Raw genomic sequence first — 19,765 nt, 5'->3', positions numbered from 1 at the left:
GAACCGCGTGGCGGATGAGTTTGCAATCCTCTCCTGACAATCCCGTCCCCGAAGGCGCCGTCGAGCAGACCGTCACGACCGTCGACGGGGTCAAGCTGCGCGCCGCTTACTGGCGCCCCCCGGGACAGCGGAAGGGTACGGTCTGCCTTATCCATGGCCGCGCCGAAGCGATCGAGAAATATTACGAAGTCGTCGGCGAACTGCTGCAGCGCGGCTTCGCGGTGGCGAGCTTCGACTGGCGCGGGCAGGGCGCTTCCGACCGGCGGCTCGCCAACCCCCGCAAGGGCCATGTCGACGATTTCTCCGAGTTCGAGCGCGATCTCGAGGCGTTCATGCAGCAGGTGGTGCTGCCGGACTGCCCGCCGCCCTTTTTCGCGCTGGCGCATTCGACGGGCGGCCTGGTGTGCCTGCGCGTCGCGCGCCGGTCGCGCCAGACTTTTGCGCGCATGGTGCTGGTGTCGCCGCTACTCGATTTCGGCGGCTTCGCGCCCTCGCGCGCGCTGATCAACTTCACGGCCGGCTGCTTTTCGCTGCTCGGCCTCGGCGATGCCTTCCCGCCCGGCTCGAAGATCGCCCAGGTCGAGGAGCGCGGCTTCAAGGGCAATCCGCTCACCAGCGATCCGCGCCGCTTCGCCCGCTCGATCGCCATTGGCCAGACGCGGCCGGAGCTGATGGTCGGCCCGCCCACCATTTCGTGGCTGCACGCTGCCTGCCGCGCCATGAACGAGGCGGCCGATCCCGCCTTCGCCGCAAGCATCCGCATCCCGACCCTGATGATCGCCGCCGGCGAGGACCGGGTGGTGTCGCCGCTGGCGATCGAGCGCTTTGCCCGCGAGATGCGGATCGGCGCGCAGATCGTCATCCCCGGCGCGCGGCACGAGATCCTGATGGAGCGCGATCCGATGCGCGGCCTGTTCTGGGCCGCCTTCGACGAGTTCATCCCCGGCTCCGAGGCGTGATGACAGGCTAGCGCCTGGCCCCGGTCTCGGCCGTCGACAGGCCGTTCGATTTGGTCGTGTCCAGAATGACCATGGTCGAGGTCTCGGCGACGCAGGGAATCGCCTGCAGAGCGGCGGAGATGAACTGCCGCAGCGCTTCGATATCCCTAACCCAGACCCGCAGCAGATAATCAACGCTGCCGGTGACCAGCAGGCATTCGGTGATCTCTGGCCTGTCCTCGATCGCGCTCAGGAATTGGCTCGCCGCATCCGGCGTCTGCTTGGCGAGGCGAACACTGACCACCACGCAGATCGAGAGCCCGAGCGCCAGCGGGTTGATCCGGGCCGAATAGCCCTGGATGACGCCGCTCTCCTCCAGCCGCTTGATGCGCCGGCTGCAGGGCGTCGGCGACAGGCCGACCCGTTCGGCCACTTCGAGGTTGGACATGCGGCCGTCGGCCTGCAGCACGGCCAAGATCCGGCGGTCAATCGGGTCGAGTTCGACCATTGGCGTTTTTCCCTAACGAAGCGGCCTCTGCGAGCGAGTTCTTGCGAGGCTAAGGCGAGCCCCACGAAAAATTGCACGGATTCGCTCGCCATTCGAGCGCTATTGTCTAGCAAACAAGGGAGACGACTATGCCGGCCTATGTGATCTGTACGATGGCGATCCACGACCCCGTGACCTACAAGAAGTACACCGACCGCACGCCGCCGATCGTCAAGCGGCATGGCGGCCGGTTTCTGACGCGCGGCGACGAGGTTTCTGCGGCCGAAGGCCCGCCTTTCACCGACCGCATGGTGATCCTCGAATTCCCCAGCAAGGCGCATGTCGATGCCTGGATCAAGGATCCCGACTATGTCGAGGCCTGCCAGTTCCGCTACGCCGCCTCGACCGGCCGGATGATCGTGCAGGAAAGCCGCGGCAATACCGAGGATCCCGATCCCAGGCTCTGACGCTTCCGGCGGGCGCGACGCCCGCCGAACTTTCCTGAACCTTCGAGGTTTCCGACGATGGCGAATGCCAAGGCAAGCACCACCCGGCCGCAGACGGCGGCCTGGCTCCGGTCCAGCAACGATATTTCGCAGCAGTTCCTGGCCTTTGGCGGTCGTGCCGACGTCGTCAGCCTCGCCGGCGGCCTGCCGGCGGCCGAACTCTATCCGGTCGCCGAGGTGCAGGCCGCGGCGCAGGCGGCGATCGCTCGCCATGGCGCGACGATCATGGAATATGGCCCGGTCGAGGGCCTGCCGGCGCTGCGCCAGCTGATCGCGGCGCGCGCCTCGGCCGAGACCGGCGGCACCTTCACGGCGGCGAACGTGCTGCTGACAACCGGCTCGATGCAGGCGCTCGACCTGATCGGCAAGGTGCTGGTTGATCCGGGCGAACTGATCGTCGCGCAGGCGCCAACCTATCTCGGCGCGCTCGATGCCTGGCGGCCGCGCGCCCCCAGCTATCGGCCGCTCGACTGGACGCTGACCGATCCCGATTTCGACGCGACGCTGGCGCGGGCGAAATTCGTCTATTCCGTGCCGAACTATTCCAACCCAACCGGCGTGCTGGTGTCGCAGGAGCGGCGCATCGCGCTGCTCGACAAGGTGCTGGAAGCTGGCACCTGGCTGGTCGAGGACGACCCGTATCTTTCGATCCAGCTCGACGGTTCGCCGGGTCCGAGCATCTTGAGCCATTCGGTCGCCCGCTCGACCCGGCCGGGACCCTATGACGGGCCCGTGATCTATCTCGGCACGGTCTCGAAGAGCCTGGTGCCGGGGCTGCGCGTCGGCTGGGTGATCGCCGAGGCCGGCATGATCCAGAACCTGGCCCTCACCAAGATGGCGAGCGACCTCAGCGGCAGTCTGCTGACGCAGGCGATCGCGCTGGAGCTGATGGAGCGCGAATTCGACCACCAGCATTCGCGCTCCATCGTGCCGGTCTATCGCGAGCGCCGCGACGCGCTGCTGCGCGAGGCGGATGCGCGGCTTGCCGACTGGTTCGAATGGGAGGTGCCGGTCGGCGGCATGTTCGTCTGGATGCGCTCGAAGGGCGACGCGATCGACACCGACGCGCTCTACAAATTCGCGGTCGAGGAAAAGGTCGCCTATGTCCCAAGCAGCGTTTTCGACTTCACCGGCGAAAACCGCTTTGCCATGCGGGTCAATTTCACCCGCAGTTCGCCAGAGGTGATTGCCGAAGGCGTGCGCCGCCTGGCGCGGGCGATCGAGCACTATCTCTCCGCCCGTCAGCAGCTCGACGGCGCGGCTTGAGGTGCGGCACATGGAAGGCCAGCAAGAATAGTCACCTCTCCCTGAGGGAGAGGTCGACGCACGTAGTGCGACGGGTGAGGGTTTACGGACTCACTGCATAGTTCCCTAAGCCCTCACCCGGAGCTATCGCTCCGACCTCTCCCTCAGGGAGTGGTGAGGGGACCGATTTTGCCAGATAGAGAGCGCTAAGCCATGGACCTGAAACTGAACGACAAGACCGCCCTCGTCTTCGGCGGCTCGCGCGGGCTTGGACGCGCCATCGCGGCCGAGCTGGCGGCGGAGGGCGCCAAGGTCGTGATCGTCGCGCGAGATCCCGCCCGCGTCGAGGCGACGGCCAAGGAACTCGGCGTCATCGGCATCGCCGGCGACGTTTCGAAGCCTGGCGCCGGCCGCGCGCTGGTGCAGCAGGCGGCCGAGAAACTGGGCCGCAGCGTCGATATCCTCGTCACCAATACCGGCGGTCCCGCGCCCGGCAATTTCGAGGCGATCACCGATCAGGCCTGGCAGGCGGGCTTCAACAATCTCTGGATGAGCTTCGTCGAAAGCGTCGGCGAGGCGCTGCCGGCGATGAAGGCAAACGGCTTCGGCCGTATCCTGGCCGTCACCTCCGTTGCGGCCAAGGAGCCGCAGCCGGGCCTGGTGGTCTCCAACGGCCTGCGCGCCGGCCTGCTCGGCCTCGTCAACGCGATCAGCCGCGACGTCGCGGCGTCGGGTGTGACGGTCAACGCGCTGCTGCCGGGCTACACCAATACGGACCGGATGAAGGAAGTCGGCGTCACCAGCGCATCGATGGGTTCGAAGATCCCGGCCGGCCGCATCGGCGAACCGGAAGAGTTCGCCGCGCTTGCCGCCTTCCTCGCCTCCGAGCGCGCCAGCTACATCACCGGCCAGGCGATCGCTGTCGATGGTGGCCTGCTGCAGTCGATCTGAAAGTCGCCTTCTTCACCTCTCCCCACGGAGAGGTGAAGAACTCCCCGCTCAGCCCGCGCGGTTCAGCGTCTCCAGGATCTGGTCGTGCAGGCGGGCGTCGCCGGATGCCACCACGCGGCCGCCGGATGCGGCCGAGCCGCCGTCCCAGCTGGTGACCCGGCCGCCGGCGCCTTCGATCACCGGGATCAGTGCCACGATGTCATAGGCATGCAGGCCAACCTCGATCACGGCATCCGCAAAGCCCGCGGCCACCATGCAATAGGCGTAGCAATCGCAGCCATAGCGGGCGAGGCGGACCTCGTTCTCGACCCGGTCATAGGCCTCGCGATCGCTGCCCTTGAACAGCGACGGCGTGGTCGTGAAGAGCACGGCATCCGAAAGCTTGTCGCAGGCTCGGGTCTTCAGGACCCGGTCGCCTTCCGGCCCGGTGTACCAGGCCCGTGCGCCGTTGCCGGCGAAGCGTTCGCCGGTGAAGGGCTGGGCCATCATGCCGAGCGAGGGCCTGCCGCCGGTGGTAAGGCCGATCAGCGTGCCCCAGACCGGCAGGCCGGAAATGAAGGCGCGCGTGCCATCGATCGGATCGAGCACCCAAACGTTCTCGGCGTCGAGATTCTCGTCGCCGAACTCCTCGCCCATGATGCCATGCGACGGGTAATGCTCGTTGATCAGCGCGCGCAGCGCCTCTTCAGAAGCGCGGTCGGCGACGGTGACCGGATCGAAGCCGGTGGCCGCTTTGTTCTCGACGGAATTGAGTGCGCGAAAATGCGGCATGATCGCTTTTCCGGCAGAATCAGCGAGCCGATCGAGGAAGGCAATCAGGGTCGGATCGGTCATTCTAGGCTCCAAAAGGCTGCTGCAGACGTGCCATGCGCTATATGCATAACGACACCCCGTTCAGGCGTTCCTGTCTAACAATCTGATTTCAAATGTCTATTTCAATTCGTTGGCGGGACGCTTCGCCGGCCGGGGCGTCTGACGTGGCGGAATCGTCGCACTCGGGCGCGAGCGTAGGAAAGGGTCTTGATCTTTTTGCAGTGCAAGCGCAATTTATTGCGGTGCGGTACATCGATTGGCGTCGATCTACCGCTGCCCTTCTTGGGCGTTTCCTCCCTAGACTTGGGCCGCCTCGTTTGACGAGCGGCCCTTTTTCTGCCCGCAGTTCCGTTTTCGCGATGGTGGGTAGGGCTACTCCGCCGCTTCGGCGAGCGGGTAAAGCGCGGCGTCCGGCAGGCTCGACAGCGCCGCCGCGAACCGCGCCAGATCGGCCGCGAGCCGATCATAGCCCGCATTGGGCTGCAGCGTCCGCTCGTTCATATAGAGCCCGCGATTGATCTCGATCTGCAGTGCATGCAGGCCGCGGCTGGGGCGGCCGTAATGCTCGGTGATGAAGCCGCCGGCATAGGGCTTGTTGCGGGCGACCGCATAACCCGCGTCGCTCAGGATCGAATAGGCGGCTTCCGAAATGCCCGGCGCGCAGCTGGTGCCATAGCGGTCGCCGAGCACGATGTCCGCCCGCGCCCTGCCGGGCAGGGTCCGCACGCTGGAGGGCATGGAGTGGCAATCCACCAGCACGCAATAGCCAAAGCGCTCATGCGTCGCCGCCAGCGTCTGGCGCAGCGTCTCGTGATAGGGCTTGTAGACCGTCTCGATGCGATGGAGCCCCACCGCCACCGGGATCGGCTCGGCATAGATCTCGACATTTTCCGAGACGACCCGGGCGATCGTACCCAGGCCACCGGCGACCCGAAGCGAGCGGATATTGGCATACGACGGCAGGTCGCCATCGAACATGCGAGGGTCCAGTTCGTAGGGCTCGCGGTTCACGTCCAGCCAGGCGCGGGGAAAATGCGCCCGCATCAGGGGCGCGCCGAGCGGCACGACGGACGCAAACAATTCGTCGACGAACGTATCCTCCGAGCGGCGGATCGTCTTCTCGTCGAGCTTCGAGGCCTCCAGGAAAGCCGCCGGGTAGACGCGGCCGCTATGGGGCGAATTGAACACGAAGGGTATGCGCTGCTCGGCCGGAGCCACCACCTCGAAGGGAAGCGCGTCTGCAAAATCCGGCGCGGCGTTGATGATCGTTCTCCTCGCGGTTGCGGCCGGGGCCGCGTCCTGTCCGAAGGGCCCATTCTATGTCGTCTGGCGCGCTTCGGGCAGGGGAAGTTTCGCTCCATTCACCCGATCTTTACTTCGTTCAGCCGTAATTCAATAACCAAATCGCCCAGGCCGCGCATAGTAGGCGCCTTGCGAACGAGATCGACCGTCCAGCCATGGATTCCCTGATGAACCGCATCCTGCTTGCCGAAGACGACAATGACATGCGCCGCTTTCTGGCGAAGGCGCTGCAGAATGCCGGCTATGATGTCGTGTCCTTCGACAATGGCCGCAGCGCCTATGAACGCATCCGCGAAGAACCCTTCACCCTGCTGCTGACGGATATCGTCATGCCGGAGATGGACGGCATCGAATTGGCGCGCCGCGCCACCGAGCTCGATCCTGATCTGAAGGTGATGTTCATCACGGGCTTCGCCGCCGTCGCCCTCAATCCCGATTCGAACGCGCCCAAGGATGCGAAGGTGCTTTCCAAGCCTTTCCATCTGCGCGATCTGGTCAATGAGGTAGAGCGGCTGCTCGCCGCCTGAGGGAGTTTTCAACAGGGTCGAAAAACGAGGCTTGAAGCTTCGGAAATCGCCCTGTATACCCTCGCTCACGCCGCCGGTCCCGCCGGTCGCGTTGAGAAGGATGGGCGTGTAGCTCAGCGGGAGAGCACTACGTTGACATCGTAGGGGTCACAGGTTCAATCCCTGTCACGCCCACCATCCTCCCTCCGCCGAAATCGCTGACCTCAAAGCCGCCGGCCTCGCGCCTCGGTTCGTCGTCGATTTTCCGGAAGCCTCCAGAGTCCAGACGCCTTCCCAAGCCTTCGGTCCCGGATCACTCGGGATAGGTCTCGGCCCCGTCCGGCGCGGACTGGTGGAAGAGAATGAAGGCGAGGGGATTGCCGGGCTCGGCCATCGCGTCGCTCCGCAGGCCTGTCACCTCGCCGGCCACGCCGCTGGAATATTCAGCCACCACTTCGCCGAAGCCGTTGCGCTGGATCGCGATTCTCTGCCCGGCTTCGACCTTGTCGTTGAGCTTGACCAGAAGCTCCACCAGGCCGCCCTGGGTCGCCAGGACGGGGAAGGCGCTGTTGCCGACAAACACGCCCACATCCTTGCCGGTGCGGCCCATCGCCCCCGCCAGGATGCCGTGGTGCTTGAGGACATTCATCGTGCCCTCCACGAACAGGGCGATCATGTCGAGGTCCAGGATGCGGGCAGCGCCGACCTCCGCGCAAAAGGACGGGACGCCCGCGTCGACCAGCGCATTGTGCAGGACCCCCGGATAGACGTGGTTGTCGAAGACCTGGCCGATCGGAAACAGATCCACCATCGCCTTGATTTCGGGCACATCCATGCCGGCGAGGTTGAAGGCCGCGACTTCGAACCCCGTCGTCCCGGTGTGGAAGTCGATCGCCGCGTCGGCGTTGGGCCGCAGCAGGCGGTTAAACAGAAGCCCTGCATGCCGGCTGGGCGCGGTGATGCCGTTCTCGTTGCCGGGCCATTCCCGATTCATGTCGATCAGGTCCTGGCCCCGGCCATAATTGGGCCACCGGCGCTGCAGGCTCTCGATGGCCGGGCGGGCGACATCCGTGACGGCCATGACCGTGCCCGACATCTCCGCGGGGTCAAGTTGGTTGATCACGGTCTGCACCGTGTGGATGGAGCTCATTTCGTCGCCATGCACGCCGCTCACCAGAACAACACGCTTGCCGGGCTTCGCGCCCCGGACGACGACAACCGACACATACCAGTGCTGTCCGCTCGGCATCTCCACGCCCTGGAGATACAGAAGATGCTTCTGCCCGGGCTCCAGGTCCTCGACATGGAGTGTGCTGACGACCTTTTTCCCCTGGATGATCTCGCCGGTGTAGACGGTGCCGTGCGCCGATTTGGACGCGGCGCCGTCGCCCGATGCCGTAGCTTCTTGGGCGCTGGCGCTGTGCGCGCCCAGGGCCGACGCTCCCACGGCCGCCAGCGAAGCCATCAGGAAGTCGCGCCGATCGGCGCCTTCTTTGGATTGGGTGGGCATGGCGGGCCTTCCTCCTGAGCTGCCAGGGCCGGGTGCGCTCTCCCGGACTTCGGCCAACCATACTGGCGCTCCCCGGCACCCCTGACCAGTCCGCATGCGGAGGAATTCTTCTGTGACTGCAAGGTGGCTCGGAACGCGGCGGAGATCCCGTGGGCGCGATAGGGGAATCGTGCGATCGGTAGAGCGGTATCGGTTGGCCGCCACTGGAGCCGGCACTCTGGGAGATTGCTGAGCGCCTGGCGTCGGCGAAGTCCGAGGGGGCCAGGGGGCGTCAGGCGCCGTCGGGAAGGCTCGACGCCCCGGCTTCGCCGGCAGCACAGGCGGATTGCCGCCGGGCTTGCACCGTCTTGCAGTCGAGCTTCGCGTCGCGGGACCATTCCAGCGCCCAGAGCGGCAGGTCCAGAAGCACGAAGTAATCGCCCTGCCGACCGCGCATCGCTTCGCCCACCCAACCGCCGACGATCATCGCCTCGACCCGGGCGAACTGGAAGGCGCGGACGTCGAGCGCATGAACCAGCGCCTCGGCATGGGAGTGCGCCAGGTATCCGACTTGCACGCCGTTGATCATAACCCGGACGGCGGTCGAATGGCCAAGGTGATCGCGCTCCGGGATCAGGTCTGCGACAACGGAAATCTGGTGTCCAAGCTCTGTCTTTCCGCCGGCAATCGTATCCAGGGCCGGTTGAAAATATCGTTCGCCTGCCGCCGCACAGGCGAAGTCGCCATCGCCGTCCACCCTCCAGACGCTGCTGCGAGGACGGCGGCGGAACAGGGCGAAAAACCAGCGCATCCGTTCATCTCCCGCTACGTCAACAAAGGCTACAGCGAGCAGGCAGTGGCCGTCGACTAAATTAGTTCAAATTTTGAACCAAAATGCGGATTAGCCGTCGGAACGCAGGCATTCATCGTCCCGGTTTGGGCCTCGCTACGAGGCTCGCACTCTTGCTCCACTGTCGTCGCGCAGTTATCTTTCGGGCAGAGGACGACCTCCCCATCATGGGAAACATTTCCGGGACGGCCCGGCCCTTTCGAGGAGGGCCTGATGGCCTGGGTTTATCTTCTGCTTGCCGGCGTGTTCGAGGTGGTCTGGGCTTCGACGATGAAGCACTCGGATGGCTTCACGAAACTCACCCCGACGATCATCACCATTGTCACCATGATCATCAGCTTCGGCCTGCTCTCGGTCGCGATGAAGTCGCTGCCGCTGGGCACGGCCTATGCGATCTGGACGGGCATCGGCGCTGTCGGCGCGTTCTGCGTCGGCGTCTTCGTCCTGGGCGAGGCGGCGACCCTGTTCCGCATCGCCAGCGTCGCCTTCATCATCCTCGGCCTAGTCGGCCTCAAGGTCTCGACGCCCTAGTGCGCGGCGCGGCGTTGCGCAGGGGATAGCCAGGCGCGCCGCGGCGAAGGCTTCGTCAGTATTCGCCGCGGCCCAGCAGGACCACCGGAATGGTCTGGGCCAGGATGGCCAAGTCCTGCAGGAGGCTCATCTGCCGGACATAGATCGCGTCGAGGCGGATGCGGGTGTGGTAATCGGTGTCGGAGCGACCGGAAACCTGCCACAGCCCCGTCATGCCGGGGCGGCAGAGATAATAGGCCTCGAAATGGCGCGTATTGTAGCGCTCAGCGTCGGCGATTTCGCGCAGCAGCCGTGGGCGCGGGCCGACCAGGCTCATCTCTCCCTTCAGGACATTGATCAACTGGGGGAGTTCATCGAGGCTGAACTGGCGCAGGAAGCGGCCCATAAGCGTGACGCGAGGGTCTCCTTTCAGCTTGTAGCGGGACTCGTAGTCGAGCCGTGCCTGGGGATTGTTGGCCAGATAGGTCTCCAGCCTGCGCTCGGCATCGGGCTCCATCGTGCGGAACTTGTACATGGCGAAGCGGCGTCCGCCGCGTCCGATGCGGTGCGAGCGAAAGAAGATCGGCTTGCCGCCAAGGCCAATCAAGCCGGCGATCAGAATGGCGACCGGCAGCAGCAAGAGAAGCATCGCTGCCGCCAGCACTATGTCAAAGCCGCGCTTGAGGCGGTATTCGCGGGCGTCGACTCCTCGGCGCCGTCGCTCCGGGGCGGAGGCCGGGATAATCGCATTTTCCAGGGATCTGGCCGAGGCGATTTCGAATTTCGGGTCCATCGCTCACCTACGCAAACTGGGTTCAAGGCCGGGCCGCCTTCTGTGCCGTATTCACAGCGTTGAAGCCGGCGGATGGGGTCGAGACTTCGAATTAAGTCGCTTGGACGATTGATTTCGGCTGGCGCGAGGCGAGTTCGGCCAAGGCCGTGCCGAGGATCGTGTCGATGTCGGAATGCTGCGTCGTGAAGCCGAGCGTGCGGCGCGCCAGGGTCGGGTCGGCATAAAGGATCGGTGGGTCGCCTTGCCGTCGGGGCTGGATGGTGCTCGGCACGGGATTGCCGGTCTGGCGCGCGGCGGCATCGAGGATCTGCTGCACGGAGAGGCCTTGCCCGGTCCCGAGATTGAGCGCGAGGCTCTCGCCACCCCGCGCCAGATGTACAAGCGCCAGGCCATGGGCCCGGGCCAGATCGGTGACATGGATATAGTCGCGCACACAGGTGCCGTCCGGCGTCGCGTGATCGTCGCCATAGATCTCGATCGAGGGCAGGATGCCATGGGCAGCCATCAATACCCGCGGTACAAGATGCGTCTCGGGCGAGTGCCACTCGCCGATCTCGCCCGCGGGGTCGCAGCCGCAGGCATTGAAATAGCGCAGGATCACGTGGCGGCTGTCATAGGCGTGGGCATAGTCCCGGATGATCTGCTCGCCCATCAGCTTCGATCGTCCATAGGGGCTGATCGGCCGTTGCTCGGCACCTTCCGGCACGGGCAGGACGTCCGGCTCGCCATAGGTCGCGCAACTGCTGGAAAAGACCAGCCGATCAATGCCTGTCCTGCGCGCGGCGTCGAGGACGGAAAGCGTGCCCAGGACGTTGTTGGAATAATAGGCCGCCGGATCGGCGACGGACTCGCCGACATAGGCGAGGGCGGCGATGTGGCAGATGGCGGCGGGCGTGTAGAGGCGGATGGCGCCTTCCAGAGCGGCCACGTCGCGAATGTCGCCCTCGACCAAGGGGCCCCAGCGCACGGCGCTGCGATGGCCGCGCGCGAGATTGTCGAAAGCAATGGGCAGGTAGCCGGCCATGGCCAGTTGCTTGCAGGTGTGGCTGCCGATATAGCCGGCGCCGCCCGTCACCAGGATCGCGCCCCGCGCCGTCATGTCGAACCCGCTTGTTCACGATGAGACGATCCAGCCGGGCAGCCGGCTTCGATAGAGATCTTCATGCGATACCCCCGCGGCATTCTCGCAAGATCCAGTTCATGGTCTGCAATAAACTCACCTCCGCCGGCCGATGACATGAGGCCATCGAACGACAGAAAGGCCGTTTCGGAAGATGAGGGCCCCCTGAAAGCACATGCATTGCAAGCCGGAAACGCTTACGTCTCTGGCGTCTGCCCCTCAAGGGGCTGGGAATGCTAGGAATCCGGCGCGTGCCAGCCAATAACCCGTCTGCATTTCGCAGGCATCGAGCGGATATTTAAAAATCCGTAATAATTCTACGCTAGTGGTTCGGATACTGGAGTCAAGAGGTTTTCGACTCGCCGGATCGGCTGCGGCTAGCGTATTGCGGGCGAGCATCAGCCGCGTTCGCTTGCCATCGCGATGTGAAGACTCGCGTATCCCTTCAGGGATAGAGATTTAAGCTTGCATTACGCTGGGTAACTTATGGGTTTCGAGCGTCCGGGCGAAGGCGGAGACGCCCGTCTCGCGATGAGTGTGCCGGTGCGGCGGGAGCGCCCGTCCCGCACCGGCTTCCTTGGATTACCAGTCGACGCTGCCGCCGATCGCCTGGGCCTGCTTGGCGGCGTGCATCTGGGCCTGGGTGAACTCCATCGCGTGGCGGCAGAGATCGGTGGAGTCGGTCCAGAGATTGCGCCAGATGCCGAGAATGCCGGTCAGCGGCTCGCCGGCGACGGCGGAGGAGAAGGATTCAAAGCAGATCGGGCCCTGATAGTTGGCCTTCACCAGCCCGCGGAAGATCTTCACGAAGTCGATCGAGCCGGTGCCGAGATAGCCGCGATGCGACTCGCCGGTGTGGAAATAGCCGAGATAATCGCCGGTATCGATGATCGCCTGCTCGGCGTCGGCTTCCTCAATGTTCATGTGGTAGCAGTCGAGGTGAACCTTGACGTTGGCCATGCCGACGCGCTTGCAGAGCTCGACGCCCTGGGCGGCGGTGTTGATGACGTTGGTCTCGTAGCGGTTCACCACTTCGAGGCCGAGCGTGATGTTGCTCTTGGCGGCTTCTTCCGCGACGCGCTGCAGAACTTCGACCGCGCCGGCGACGCCCTCCCTGGTGGCGGCGGTGAAATATTTCTGGAAGCCGGAATAGAGGATGCCCGTGATATGGGTGCCGCCGAGGTCGCGCGTGGTCTTCACAACCTGCATCAGATGCGCCTCGCCGCGCGCCTTCTTGCCCGGGTCGCCGGCCGAGATATCGCAGCTGTCATCGAGGCCGAGCGAGGTGGTGATGCCGAGCCCGGCCTTCTCCAGCTCCTTGCGGGTGAAGTCGATGTCGATGAGCGAGGGATCGAGCGCCGGCGCTTCGATATAATCGTAGCCCAGCGATGCCGTGCTCGCGATCGCGCGGGCCGCTTCCTCATGGCTCCAGCCGCCGACCCAGACCTGTGCGTGGACGCCCAGCTTGTTTTTCATGGTGTTCCTCCCTCGTATCTCGGAGCTCAAGCGGCCCCTGTTGAAATTCCGTCTTCTACCGAAGGCGCGGCCGTCGACGCCCGGATCTCCAGGCTGCATTTCAGCTGGATATGCGCCGGCGGCGAAACGTCGCCATCGATCCGTGCCTTGAGCCGCGCCCAGATCGCCTCGCCGATTTCCGTTACCGGCTGGCGGATCGCGGTCAGCGGCGTGGCGCGCGCCCGCATCCAGGCATAGTCGTCGAAGCCGATCAGCGAGATCGGCCGCGGAATGCCGATCTGCCGTTCCGCCAGTGCCGCGAGCGCGCCGAGCGTGGTGAAATTGGTCAGCGCCAGAATGGCCGTCGGCCAGCGGTTGGCATCGAGCCATTGCGAGAGACGGGTGGCGGCCAGTTCGAAATGGCCGCCCGCCTCGAGAGTGACGGGCGGCGGCAGGCCCGCGCGCGCCAGCGTCGCGCCAATGCCGGCGCAGCGCTCGCGGATGTTGCCAAGTGTGAGCACGGAGGCGGCGACCAGGATGCGGCTATGGCCGAGCTCGAGCAGATGCCGCGCGCCGGTGGTGCCGGCGTCTTCATTGTCGACCGATACGGTGTCGGCGGCGGGGTCGCGGGTGATGCGATCGGCGATGACATAGGGCACGCCGGCGTGCTCGATCCGAGCGCGCGCAGAAAAGTCGTCGGAGCAGGGGATGACGACCAGTCCCGCCGGGCGCCAGGCCAGCATGGCGGCGAGGCGCGAATGCTCGGTCGCCTCGTCGCCATTGGAACTGGCGACGATGAGTTCGTAGCCCTGGTCGCGCAGCGAGGTTTCGACCGCGGAAACCACCGAGGTGAAGAAGGGATTGTCGAGATCGGGGACCAGCACGGCGATGATCCGAGCCTTGCCGGTGCGCAGAAGCGCCGCCGCCCGGTCGGCCTGGTAGCCCAGTTCCCGCGCCGCCTGGCGGACCCGCTCCGCGAGCGCCGGATTGACCGGCTTGCTGCCATTCATGACATTCGAGACGGTGCCGGGCGACACGCCCGCCCGCTCGGCGACGTCGCGTATGGAAATCGGCTTGTCCGACATGGGGACGGCGACCTCTCGGCCGGAACGAAGCCCGCGGCTCGTCCCGAAAAAACGATTTACAAACCGTTTTAGGCCGACGCCGCTATCGCCGCAACACCCATCCTCTGCCATCAGAGCAGAATGGCGCTGATGGGAGGGACGAGATCTCCTGGGGGAGCCGCTACTATTCGCCGACCAGGCCGAGGCTGGCGGCGCGTTCGCGCAGCAGGGCCAGCAGTTCGATGCGGCGCGCCTCCGGCGTATCGATCGGCAGCACGAAGCAGAGCGTCAGGGTCATGGCGCCGCGTCCGTCGAGGATGGGCGCCGCCAGGCACCAGGTGAAGCGGTCGGCCAGAGCCGCGCTTTCGCTGTAGCCCTGCTGGCGCGCCAGCGCGATGGCGGCGAGGAACTCCTCCTGCGGCAACCACCGTCCATCCGGCAGCCGGTAATCCTCCGGCGGGATGAATGCACGGACGGCGTCCTCGTCCATGTGGCTGAGAAGCAGCCGGCCCGACGCGGTCCAGGGGATCGGCACCTCGACGCCGACCTGGCTGGAAATGCGGAACGGCCCGGCGGAATCGCGGCAATCGAGCACGACATATTTGTTGCCGCGCAGGCTGCAGAGCTGCACCGTCTCGCCGGTTTCGGCGGCCAGCCGGTCGAGCGTCTCGATGATGCGCGGATAATGCGCGTTGTGATGGCTGTAGGCCCAGCCGAACAGGTGCATGGCGTGGCCGAAATAGACATGCCCGTCGGTTCCCACCGTCTCCAGCATGTCGGCTTCGAGCAGGCGATTGACGATCTCGTAGGTCGTCGAGCGCGGCGCGCCGATCCGCCGGGCGATGTCGCCGACGCGCATCGGCGCCCGCTGACGCAGCAGCGCCTCCAGCAGGATGATGACGCGGTCGATGCCGCGCTTGCGCTCGCCCCCGGTTGCCGTTGCTGTCTCGGGCCGGCTTCTTTCTAGGGTCTCGGTTTCCGTCATGAGATGCCTGGTTCGTTGCTTGGATGGCGGGCGGGCGAAGGCCCTTGAAAGATATCGTGGCTCAGATTAGCCTCTCTTTTGTCCGATATACAGACGCACTGTCTAGTATATCGGACAAAAATGGGGGCCCGGGCGGAGAGTTCACGGCGATTGGCAGACAGGCCGCGTCATGGCGGCTGCGCGATCCTGCATTGTCGTTTCCCTGCGCGTCGAGGCACAACCTTCCAGGGGAACAACATGAAGAAGTCTTCGCTTTTTGCATCCGCAAGCGTGCTCGGCCTCGGTATCCTTCTGAACGTTCTGGGCGCCTCGCATGCCGACGCCGCCGCCAACTGCATCAAGGGTGACCGCAAGGCGCCCTATACGCTCGGCTGGGCCAACATCTACTCCGTGCCGACCTGGATGAAGCAGACCCAGGGCACGATCGAAGCGGAAGTCGAGCAGCTGAAGAAGGAAGGGCTGGTCGACAAGCTCGTCGTGACCGACGCGCAGGGCGACTCCAATGTCCAGATCCAGCAGATCCAGTCGATGATCGACGCCAATGTCGATGCCATCATCCTGATCGCCGGCTCGTCGACAGCGCCCGCCCGCGTGCTGGCCGATGCCTGCGCCAAGGGCATCGCCATCATCAATTTCGACAGCCTGGTCGACACCAATGACGTGACCGCCAAGGTCAATACGGACTCGCACCAGTGGGGCGAGCAGGCCACCAAGTTCATGATCGATGCGCTGGGCGGCAAGGGCAAGATCATCATCCTGAACGGCCCGGCCGGCGTCTCGGTCAGCGACGATCGCCGCGCCGGTGGCAATGACCTGCTCAAGGCCAATCCGGACATCCAGATCCTGGCCGAGACCAATACCGCCTACAACGTTGCCCCGGCGCAGGAGGCGGTGACCAGCCTGCTGTTTGCCAATCCGGAAATCGACGGCATCCTTTCCTTCGGCGGGGCACTTTCGGCCGGCGCCGTGCTGGCCCTCGACAAGCAGGGCCGCGAGCAGGTGCCGATCACCGGCGAGAATGCCCGCCAGTTCCTGGAACTCTGGAAGGAAAAGGGCCTGAAGAGCTGGGCGACGATGCAGCCGAACTGGCTGGGCGCCTTTGCGGCCTACACCGCCGTGCAGGCGCTGGAAGGCAAGGACGTGCCGGCCTTCGTCAAGGTGCCGCTGCCGATCATCGACAATTCCAACATCGACGAATACCTGGCCCGCGCCAAGGACTTCCCGGCCGACGGCTATATCTATTCGCCGTATGACCGCGAGCTGTTCGCCAAGCTTCTGGCCCAGAAGTAAGGCTCGAGCCGTGGCATCGTCCGTGCCCATCCTCGCCGCGCGCGGGGTGTCGAAGGCGTTCTTCGGCAACCCGGTCCTGCGCTCGGTGTCCATCTCCCTTGAGCCGGGCCGCATCCATGCGTTGCTCGGCGAGAATGGCGCGGGCAAGTCCACGCTGATCAACCTGCTGTCCGGCGCTCTGCGTCCGGACAGCGGGACTATCGAGATCGACGGCAAGGCCGTCTCGCGCCACAGCCCGCCGGAGGCGCGCCGCGCCGGAATCGCGGTGGTGCAACAGGAACTGAGCCTCACCAACTCGCTGTCGATCGCGGAAAATATCGGCCTCGGCGCCTATCCGCGCCGCTTCGGGCTGGTCGATTATCCGGCGCTGGCGGCCAGGGCCAAGGCGGCCTGCGACCTTGTCGGCCTGAACGAACCGCTTTCGACGCCGGTCGGGGAATTGTCGCTTGGCCGCCGCCAGATGGTCGAGATCGCCAAGGCGCTTTATCGCAAGCCGCGCGTGCTGATCCTCGACGAGCCAACCTCGTCGCTCTCCGCCACCGAAACGCGCATCCTCACCACGCTCCTGGAAAAGCTGCGCGGCGAGGGCATCGCCATTCTCTATATCTCGCACCGCCTGGACGAGGTGATGCAGCTTTGCCAGCACGTCACCGTGCTGAAGGACGGCACCTGCACCGCGGACCGCCCGCTGGAGGGCGTCAATGCCGCCGGGCTGGTGCGGCTGATGGTCGGACGCGATCCCGGCGATCTGTTTCCGCGCTGGGATAGCACGCGGACCGAGCGCGTGGCGGTTTCCGTCAACCGGTTTGCAGCCGGGCTCATGCGCGATGTCGATCTCGAAGTCCGCGCCGGCGAGGTCGTCGGCATTGGCGGCCTGGTCGGGCAGGGACAGGAAGACCTGCTCCTCGGCCTCTATGGCGCCATTCCCGCCAAGGCGGCCTCGGCCGTCATCAACGACGCGTCGGGACTTCCGGCCAACGTTCCCCAATCCAATACGCGCGGGCTGGCCTATGTGCCGGCCGACCGCAAGCGCGAAGGCCTGCACCTGATCCATCCGATCGTGACCAATCTGATGCTGCCCGCATTCGCCCGCATGCCAGCGCTGAAACTGCGCAGCCGCGCCCGCGAGCGCGAGACGGCGATGGGGCTCGCGCTGCAATTCGCCATCAAGGGCGATCTCGGTCGCGCCGCGCAGGCGCTTTCCGGCGGCAACCAGCAGAAGGTCGCGCTGGCGAAATGGATGCCGCTCGATCCCGCCGTACTGCTTCTGAACGATCCGACGCGCGGCGTCGATGTCGAGACCAAGCGGGAGATCTACGCCATGCTTCGCGCTTTCGCGGCCGCCGGCAAGGCAGTCGTGCTGCTCAGCTCCGACACGCCGGAGCTCGTCCATCTCTGCGACCGCGTCGCGGTCGTGCGCGAGGGGCGGTTGGTCACGCTGCTGGAGCGCGGCGAATTGAGCGAGGAGGCGATCGTCGCCGCCGCCATGGGCGCCGAGCCGGAAAGGGCGGCGGCATGAGCGACGCATCCATCTCCCCGCACGCCCGTTCGGGCTCGCTCTATTGGGCGATCCAGGTCAAGCGCAACATCGGCGTGCGCGGCCTGTTCGTCGTCGTGCTGGCCTTCATGGTCGCCTATGGCTTCCTGTTCCACGGCCTCTTCACCGGTTCGGGCTTCGCCAAGTTCACCCAGAGCTGGTTCCCGCTGGCCCTCGTCGCCATGGCGCAGGCAATCCTGATGCTGACCGGCGGCATCAGCCTCGCCATCGGCGCACTGGTCAGTCTCGGCGCGGTGCTGGCCGCCACTACCGTGACCGGCCCGCTCGGCGTCGCCGGCGGCACGGCGCTGGTCTGCCTCGTCGGTCTTGGCATCGGCGCGGTGACGGGCGTCATCGTGGTCAAGCTGCGGTTGCCGGCGATTGTCGTCACGCTGGCCGGCTCGTTCATCATCGCTGGCGCGGCCCTGCTGGTGCTGCCGCGGCCGGGCGGGGCGATCCCGCCTTGGCTGTCGGACCTGCTCGCCGGCAACACGCCCGCCGCCTTCGGTGTGCTGGTCGTCGTCGTGCTGCTCTGGAAGCTCTATCTGGCAACGCCGCTCGGCCTCAGCCTCTACGCGGCTGGTGAAAATCCGGTCGGTGCCTATCGCTCCGGCGTGCCGGTCGATGCGGCGCGCATCGCGGCCTATGCGATCAGCGGCCTGCTCTGCACCGGCGCCGGCCTGTTCGTCGCAGCGCAGACCGGCTCCGGCGACCCGATCATCGGCAATTCCTTCACGCTCAACTCGATCGCCGCCGCCGTTCTCGGCGGCATAGGCTTCCTGGGAGGCCAGGGCACCATGCGCGGCGCGCTCGCCGGCAGCCTGCTGCTCAGCCTGATGATCTCGGTGATGTTCTTCCTGGGCTTCACGCCGGTGGCGCAATATGTGGCGCAGGGCCTGATCATCATTGGCGCCGTCGCCATTCCGCAATTCCGCATGAGGGCCCGATGAGCATTCGCGACGCCGGATTTCTGTCCCGATCCCGCATCCTCGCGGTCGTCACCAGCCGGCCGTTCCTGACCTTCGCCATCGTGGCGCTGGTCTGGATCGTCGCCAGCTTCGTCTCGCGCGGCTTCGGCGCCTATGGCCATCTGCGCTATCTGGTCGAGCTCGCCGCCGTCATCGGCATCGTCGCGGCCGGCCAGACCTTCGTCGTCATCGCCGGCGGCATCGATCTCTCGGTCGCGGCGATCGTCACGGTCGCCGCCGTCGGACTGCCGCTCTTCGCCATCGACGCCGACCCGACCGGCCTGACGCCGATCCTCGCCGTGCTCGCCATGACCACGGCGATCGGCCTCGTCAACGGCCTCGGGGTCGCACTGCTGCGCGTGCATCCGATGATCATGACGCTGGCGATGGCGACCTTCCTGCAGGGTCTCTTGATCATCATCGCCGGCGGCAGCGCCGTCACCGCGGCCAACCCGCTGGTCAGCTGGGTCGGCAATGCGCGGCCTCTAGGCATTCCGGCCGGCATCCTCGTCTGGGTGGTCATCTCGGTCGTCGTTCTGGTCGTCATGCACGCGACGCCGTTCGGCGCGCGGCTGTTCGCCATGGGCGCCGGGCCGCTGGCGGCCAAGCTCTCCGGCGTGCCGATCGCCAGCACGACCATGGCCGTCTACGGCATCAGCGGCTTCATGTCGGGGCTTGCCGGGATCATCGTGCTCGGCATGAACGGGCAGGGCTATGTCGGCATCGGCGATCCCTACCTCCTCGCCTCGATCGCGGCCGTGGTCCTGGGCGGAACCTCGATCCTGGGCGGCCTCGGCACCTATGCCGGCTCGATCCCTGGCGCCATCCTGCTGGTGACGATCACGGCGCTGATCACCGTCGTCAACGCCTCGCCGGGCTGGCGCAGCATCCTGTTCGGCACGCTGATCCTCGCCCTGCTGCTGCTCTCGGGCCGGGAGGCGGCGCGACGCTAGGCG

20 protein-coding genes and 1 tRNA gene are annotated in these 19,765 nt (G+C 65.7%); 11 read left to right on the top strand and 10 right to left on the bottom strand.

What is annotated here, in order from left to right; all coding sequences use genetic code 11:
- Window positions 1-14 precede the first annotated feature (14 nt).
- Window positions 15-959, top strand: coding sequence for an alpha/beta fold hydrolase (locus ACHMWQ_RS23370; protein WP_396309306.1), 945 nt, complete (start codon window positions 15-17; stop codon window positions 957-959).
- 7 nt (window positions 960-966) lie between these two features.
- On the opposite strand, the gene ACHMWQ_RS23365 is transcribed toward ACHMWQ_RS23370, so the two are convergent.
- Entirely contained in the window at window positions 967-1,446 is a 480-nt protein-coding gene (locus tag ACHMWQ_RS23365) for an Lrp/AsnC family transcriptional regulator (RefSeq protein ID WP_396309305.1), read from the bottom strand.
- A gap of 128 nt (window positions 1,447-1,574) precedes the next feature.
- Here ACHMWQ_RS23365 and ACHMWQ_RS23360 point away from each other — a divergent pair, with 128 nt between their 5' ends.
- The 3 genes from ACHMWQ_RS23360 (at window position 1,575) to ACHMWQ_RS23350 (ending at window position 4,127) form a co-directional block, all read left to right on the top strand.
- Window positions 1,575-1,892: a DUF1330 domain-containing protein gene (locus ACHMWQ_RS23360; protein ID WP_266330250.1), complete on the top strand. Its 318-nt coding sequence runs from the start codon at window positions 1,575-1,577 to the stop codon at window positions 1,890-1,892.
- 57 nt (window positions 1,893-1,949) lie between these two features.
- Window positions 1,950-3,197 (top strand): PLP-dependent aminotransferase family protein, encoded by a 1,248-nt coding sequence (locus ACHMWQ_RS23355; protein WP_396309304.1) that lies wholly within the window; start codon window positions 1,950-1,952, stop codon window positions 3,195-3,197.
- A gap of 192 nt (window positions 3,198-3,389) precedes the next feature.
- Window positions 3,390-4,127 carry an SDR family oxidoreductase gene (locus ACHMWQ_RS23350; RefSeq protein WP_354551365.1) on the top strand — a complete coding sequence of 246 codons (738 nt, stop codon included), beginning with the start codon at window positions 3,390-3,392 and terminating at the stop codon, window positions 4,125-4,127.
- A gap of 48 nt (window positions 4,128-4,175) precedes the next feature.
- On the opposite strand, the gene hisN is transcribed toward ACHMWQ_RS23350, so the two are convergent.
- Window positions 4,176-4,961, bottom strand: coding sequence for a histidinol-phosphatase (hisN, locus tag ACHMWQ_RS23345; RefSeq protein WP_396309303.1), 786 nt, complete (start codon window positions 4,959-4,961; stop codon window positions 4,176-4,178).
- Window positions 4,962-5,312: 351 nt separating this feature from the next.
- Complete coding sequence (locus tag ACHMWQ_RS23340; RefSeq protein ID WP_354551688.1) at window positions 5,313-6,203, bottom strand: N-formylglutamate amidohydrolase; 891 nt, start codon at window positions 6,201-6,203, stop codon at window positions 5,313-5,315.
- A gap of 203 nt (window positions 6,204-6,406) precedes the next feature.
- Here ACHMWQ_RS23340 and cpdR point away from each other — a divergent pair, with 203 nt between their 5' ends.
- Both cpdR and ACHMWQ_RS23330 read left to right on the top strand, forming a co-directional pair.
- On the top strand, window positions 6,407-6,769 hold the full coding sequence (gene cpdR / locus ACHMWQ_RS23335) for a cell cycle two-component system response regulator CpdR (protein WP_244670002.1): 363 nt from the start codon (window positions 6,407-6,409) through the stop codon (window positions 6,767-6,769).
- Between the two features lie 102 nt (window positions 6,770-6,871).
- Window positions 6,872-6,946: transfer RNA gene (locus ACHMWQ_RS23330), tRNA-Val, on the top strand.
- Window positions 6,947-7,061: 115 nt separating this feature from the next.
- Here ACHMWQ_RS23330 and ACHMWQ_RS23325 read toward each other — a convergent pair.
- Together ACHMWQ_RS23325 and ACHMWQ_RS23320 are read right to left on the bottom strand one after the other, a co-directional pair.
- Window positions 7,062-8,258: a succinylglutamate desuccinylase/aspartoacylase family protein gene (locus ACHMWQ_RS23325; RefSeq protein WP_396309302.1), complete on the bottom strand. Its 1,197-nt coding sequence runs from the start codon at window positions 8,256-8,258 to the stop codon at window positions 7,062-7,064.
- 271 nt (window positions 8,259-8,529) lie between these two features.
- Window positions 8,530-9,048: a hypothetical protein gene (locus tag ACHMWQ_RS23320; protein ID WP_396309301.1), complete on the bottom strand. Its 519-nt coding sequence runs from the start codon at window positions 9,046-9,048 to the stop codon at window positions 8,530-8,532.
- A gap of 252 nt (window positions 9,049-9,300) precedes the next feature.
- Between ACHMWQ_RS23320 and sugE the strand changes: the two genes are divergently transcribed.
- A complete protein-coding gene (sugE, locus tag ACHMWQ_RS23315; protein WP_396309300.1) occupies window positions 9,301-9,618 on the top strand; it encodes a quaternary ammonium compound efflux SMR transporter SugE in 318 nt (105 codons plus the stop codon).
- 55 nt (window positions 9,619-9,673) lie between these two features.
- On the opposite strand, the gene ACHMWQ_RS23310 is transcribed toward sugE, so the two are convergent.
- From ACHMWQ_RS23310 to ACHMWQ_RS23290, 5 genes are all read right to left on the bottom strand, one after another.
- Complete coding sequence (locus ACHMWQ_RS23310) at window positions 9,674-10,390, bottom strand: sugar transferase (protein ID WP_396309299.1); 717 nt, start codon at window positions 10,388-10,390, stop codon at window positions 9,674-9,676.
- A 91-nt stretch (window positions 10,391-10,481) separates the two neighbouring features.
- On the bottom strand, window positions 10,482-11,489 hold the full coding sequence (galE, locus tag ACHMWQ_RS23305; protein WP_396309298.1) for a UDP-glucose 4-epimerase GalE: 1,008 nt from the start codon (window positions 11,487-11,489) through the stop codon (window positions 10,482-10,484).
- A gap of 603 nt (window positions 11,490-12,092) precedes the next feature.
- Window positions 12,093-12,986 carry a sugar phosphate isomerase/epimerase family protein gene (locus ACHMWQ_RS23300; RefSeq protein WP_396309297.1) on the bottom strand — a complete coding sequence of 298 codons (894 nt, stop codon included), beginning with the start codon at window positions 12,984-12,986 and terminating at the stop codon, window positions 12,093-12,095.
- A 26-nt stretch (window positions 12,987-13,012) separates the two neighbouring features.
- The gene (locus tag ACHMWQ_RS23295) at window positions 13,013-14,050 is read right to left on the bottom strand and encodes a LacI family DNA-binding transcriptional regulator (RefSeq protein ID WP_396309296.1); all 1,038 of its coding nucleotides are present in this window, start codon (window positions 14,048-14,050) and stop codon (window positions 13,013-13,015) included.
- 163 nt (window positions 14,051-14,213) lie between these two features.
- Window positions 14,214-15,014: an IclR family transcriptional regulator gene (locus ACHMWQ_RS23290; protein ID WP_396309295.1), complete on the bottom strand. Its 801-nt coding sequence runs from the start codon at window positions 15,012-15,014 to the stop codon at window positions 14,214-14,216.
- 237 nt (window positions 15,015-15,251) lie between these two features.
- Here ACHMWQ_RS23290 and ACHMWQ_RS23285 point away from each other — a divergent pair, with 237 nt between their 5' ends.
- Genes ACHMWQ_RS23285 through ACHMWQ_RS23270 form a run of 4 tightly spaced genes read left to right on the top strand, consistent with a single transcriptional unit; the run spans window position 15,252 to window position 19,762 of the window.
- Window positions 15,252-16,304, top strand: a complete 1,053-nt coding sequence (locus ACHMWQ_RS23285; RefSeq protein WP_396309294.1) for a substrate-binding domain-containing protein — start codon at window positions 15,252-15,254, stop codon at window positions 16,302-16,304.
- Window positions 16,305-16,314: 10 nt separating this feature from the next.
- A complete protein-coding gene (locus ACHMWQ_RS23280; RefSeq protein WP_396309293.1) occupies window positions 16,315-17,823 on the top strand; it encodes a sugar ABC transporter ATP-binding protein in 1,509 nt (502 codons plus the stop codon).
- Window positions 17,820-18,791, top strand: a complete 972-nt coding sequence (locus ACHMWQ_RS23275; RefSeq protein ID WP_396309292.1) for an ABC transporter permease — start codon at window positions 17,820-17,822, stop codon at window positions 18,789-18,791. Before ACHMWQ_RS23280 ends, ACHMWQ_RS23275 begins: the two co-directional genes overlap by 4 nt.
- Window positions 18,788-19,762: an ABC transporter permease gene (locus ACHMWQ_RS23270; RefSeq protein WP_354551343.1), complete on the top strand. Its 975-nt coding sequence runs from the start codon at window positions 18,788-18,790 to the stop codon at window positions 19,760-19,762. Before ACHMWQ_RS23275 ends, ACHMWQ_RS23270 begins: the two co-directional genes overlap by 4 nt.
- The last annotated feature ends 3 nt before the right edge of the window (window positions 19,763-19,765 follow it).

Origin of the sequence: Kaistia sp. UC242_56, from assembly GCF_044452255.1 — a bacterium.
Lineage (GTDB): Bacteria > Pseudomonadota > Alphaproteobacteria > Rhizobiales > Kaistiaceae > Kaistia > Kaistia defluvii_A.
This window is presented reverse-complemented; position numbering and strand designations above follow the sequence as displayed.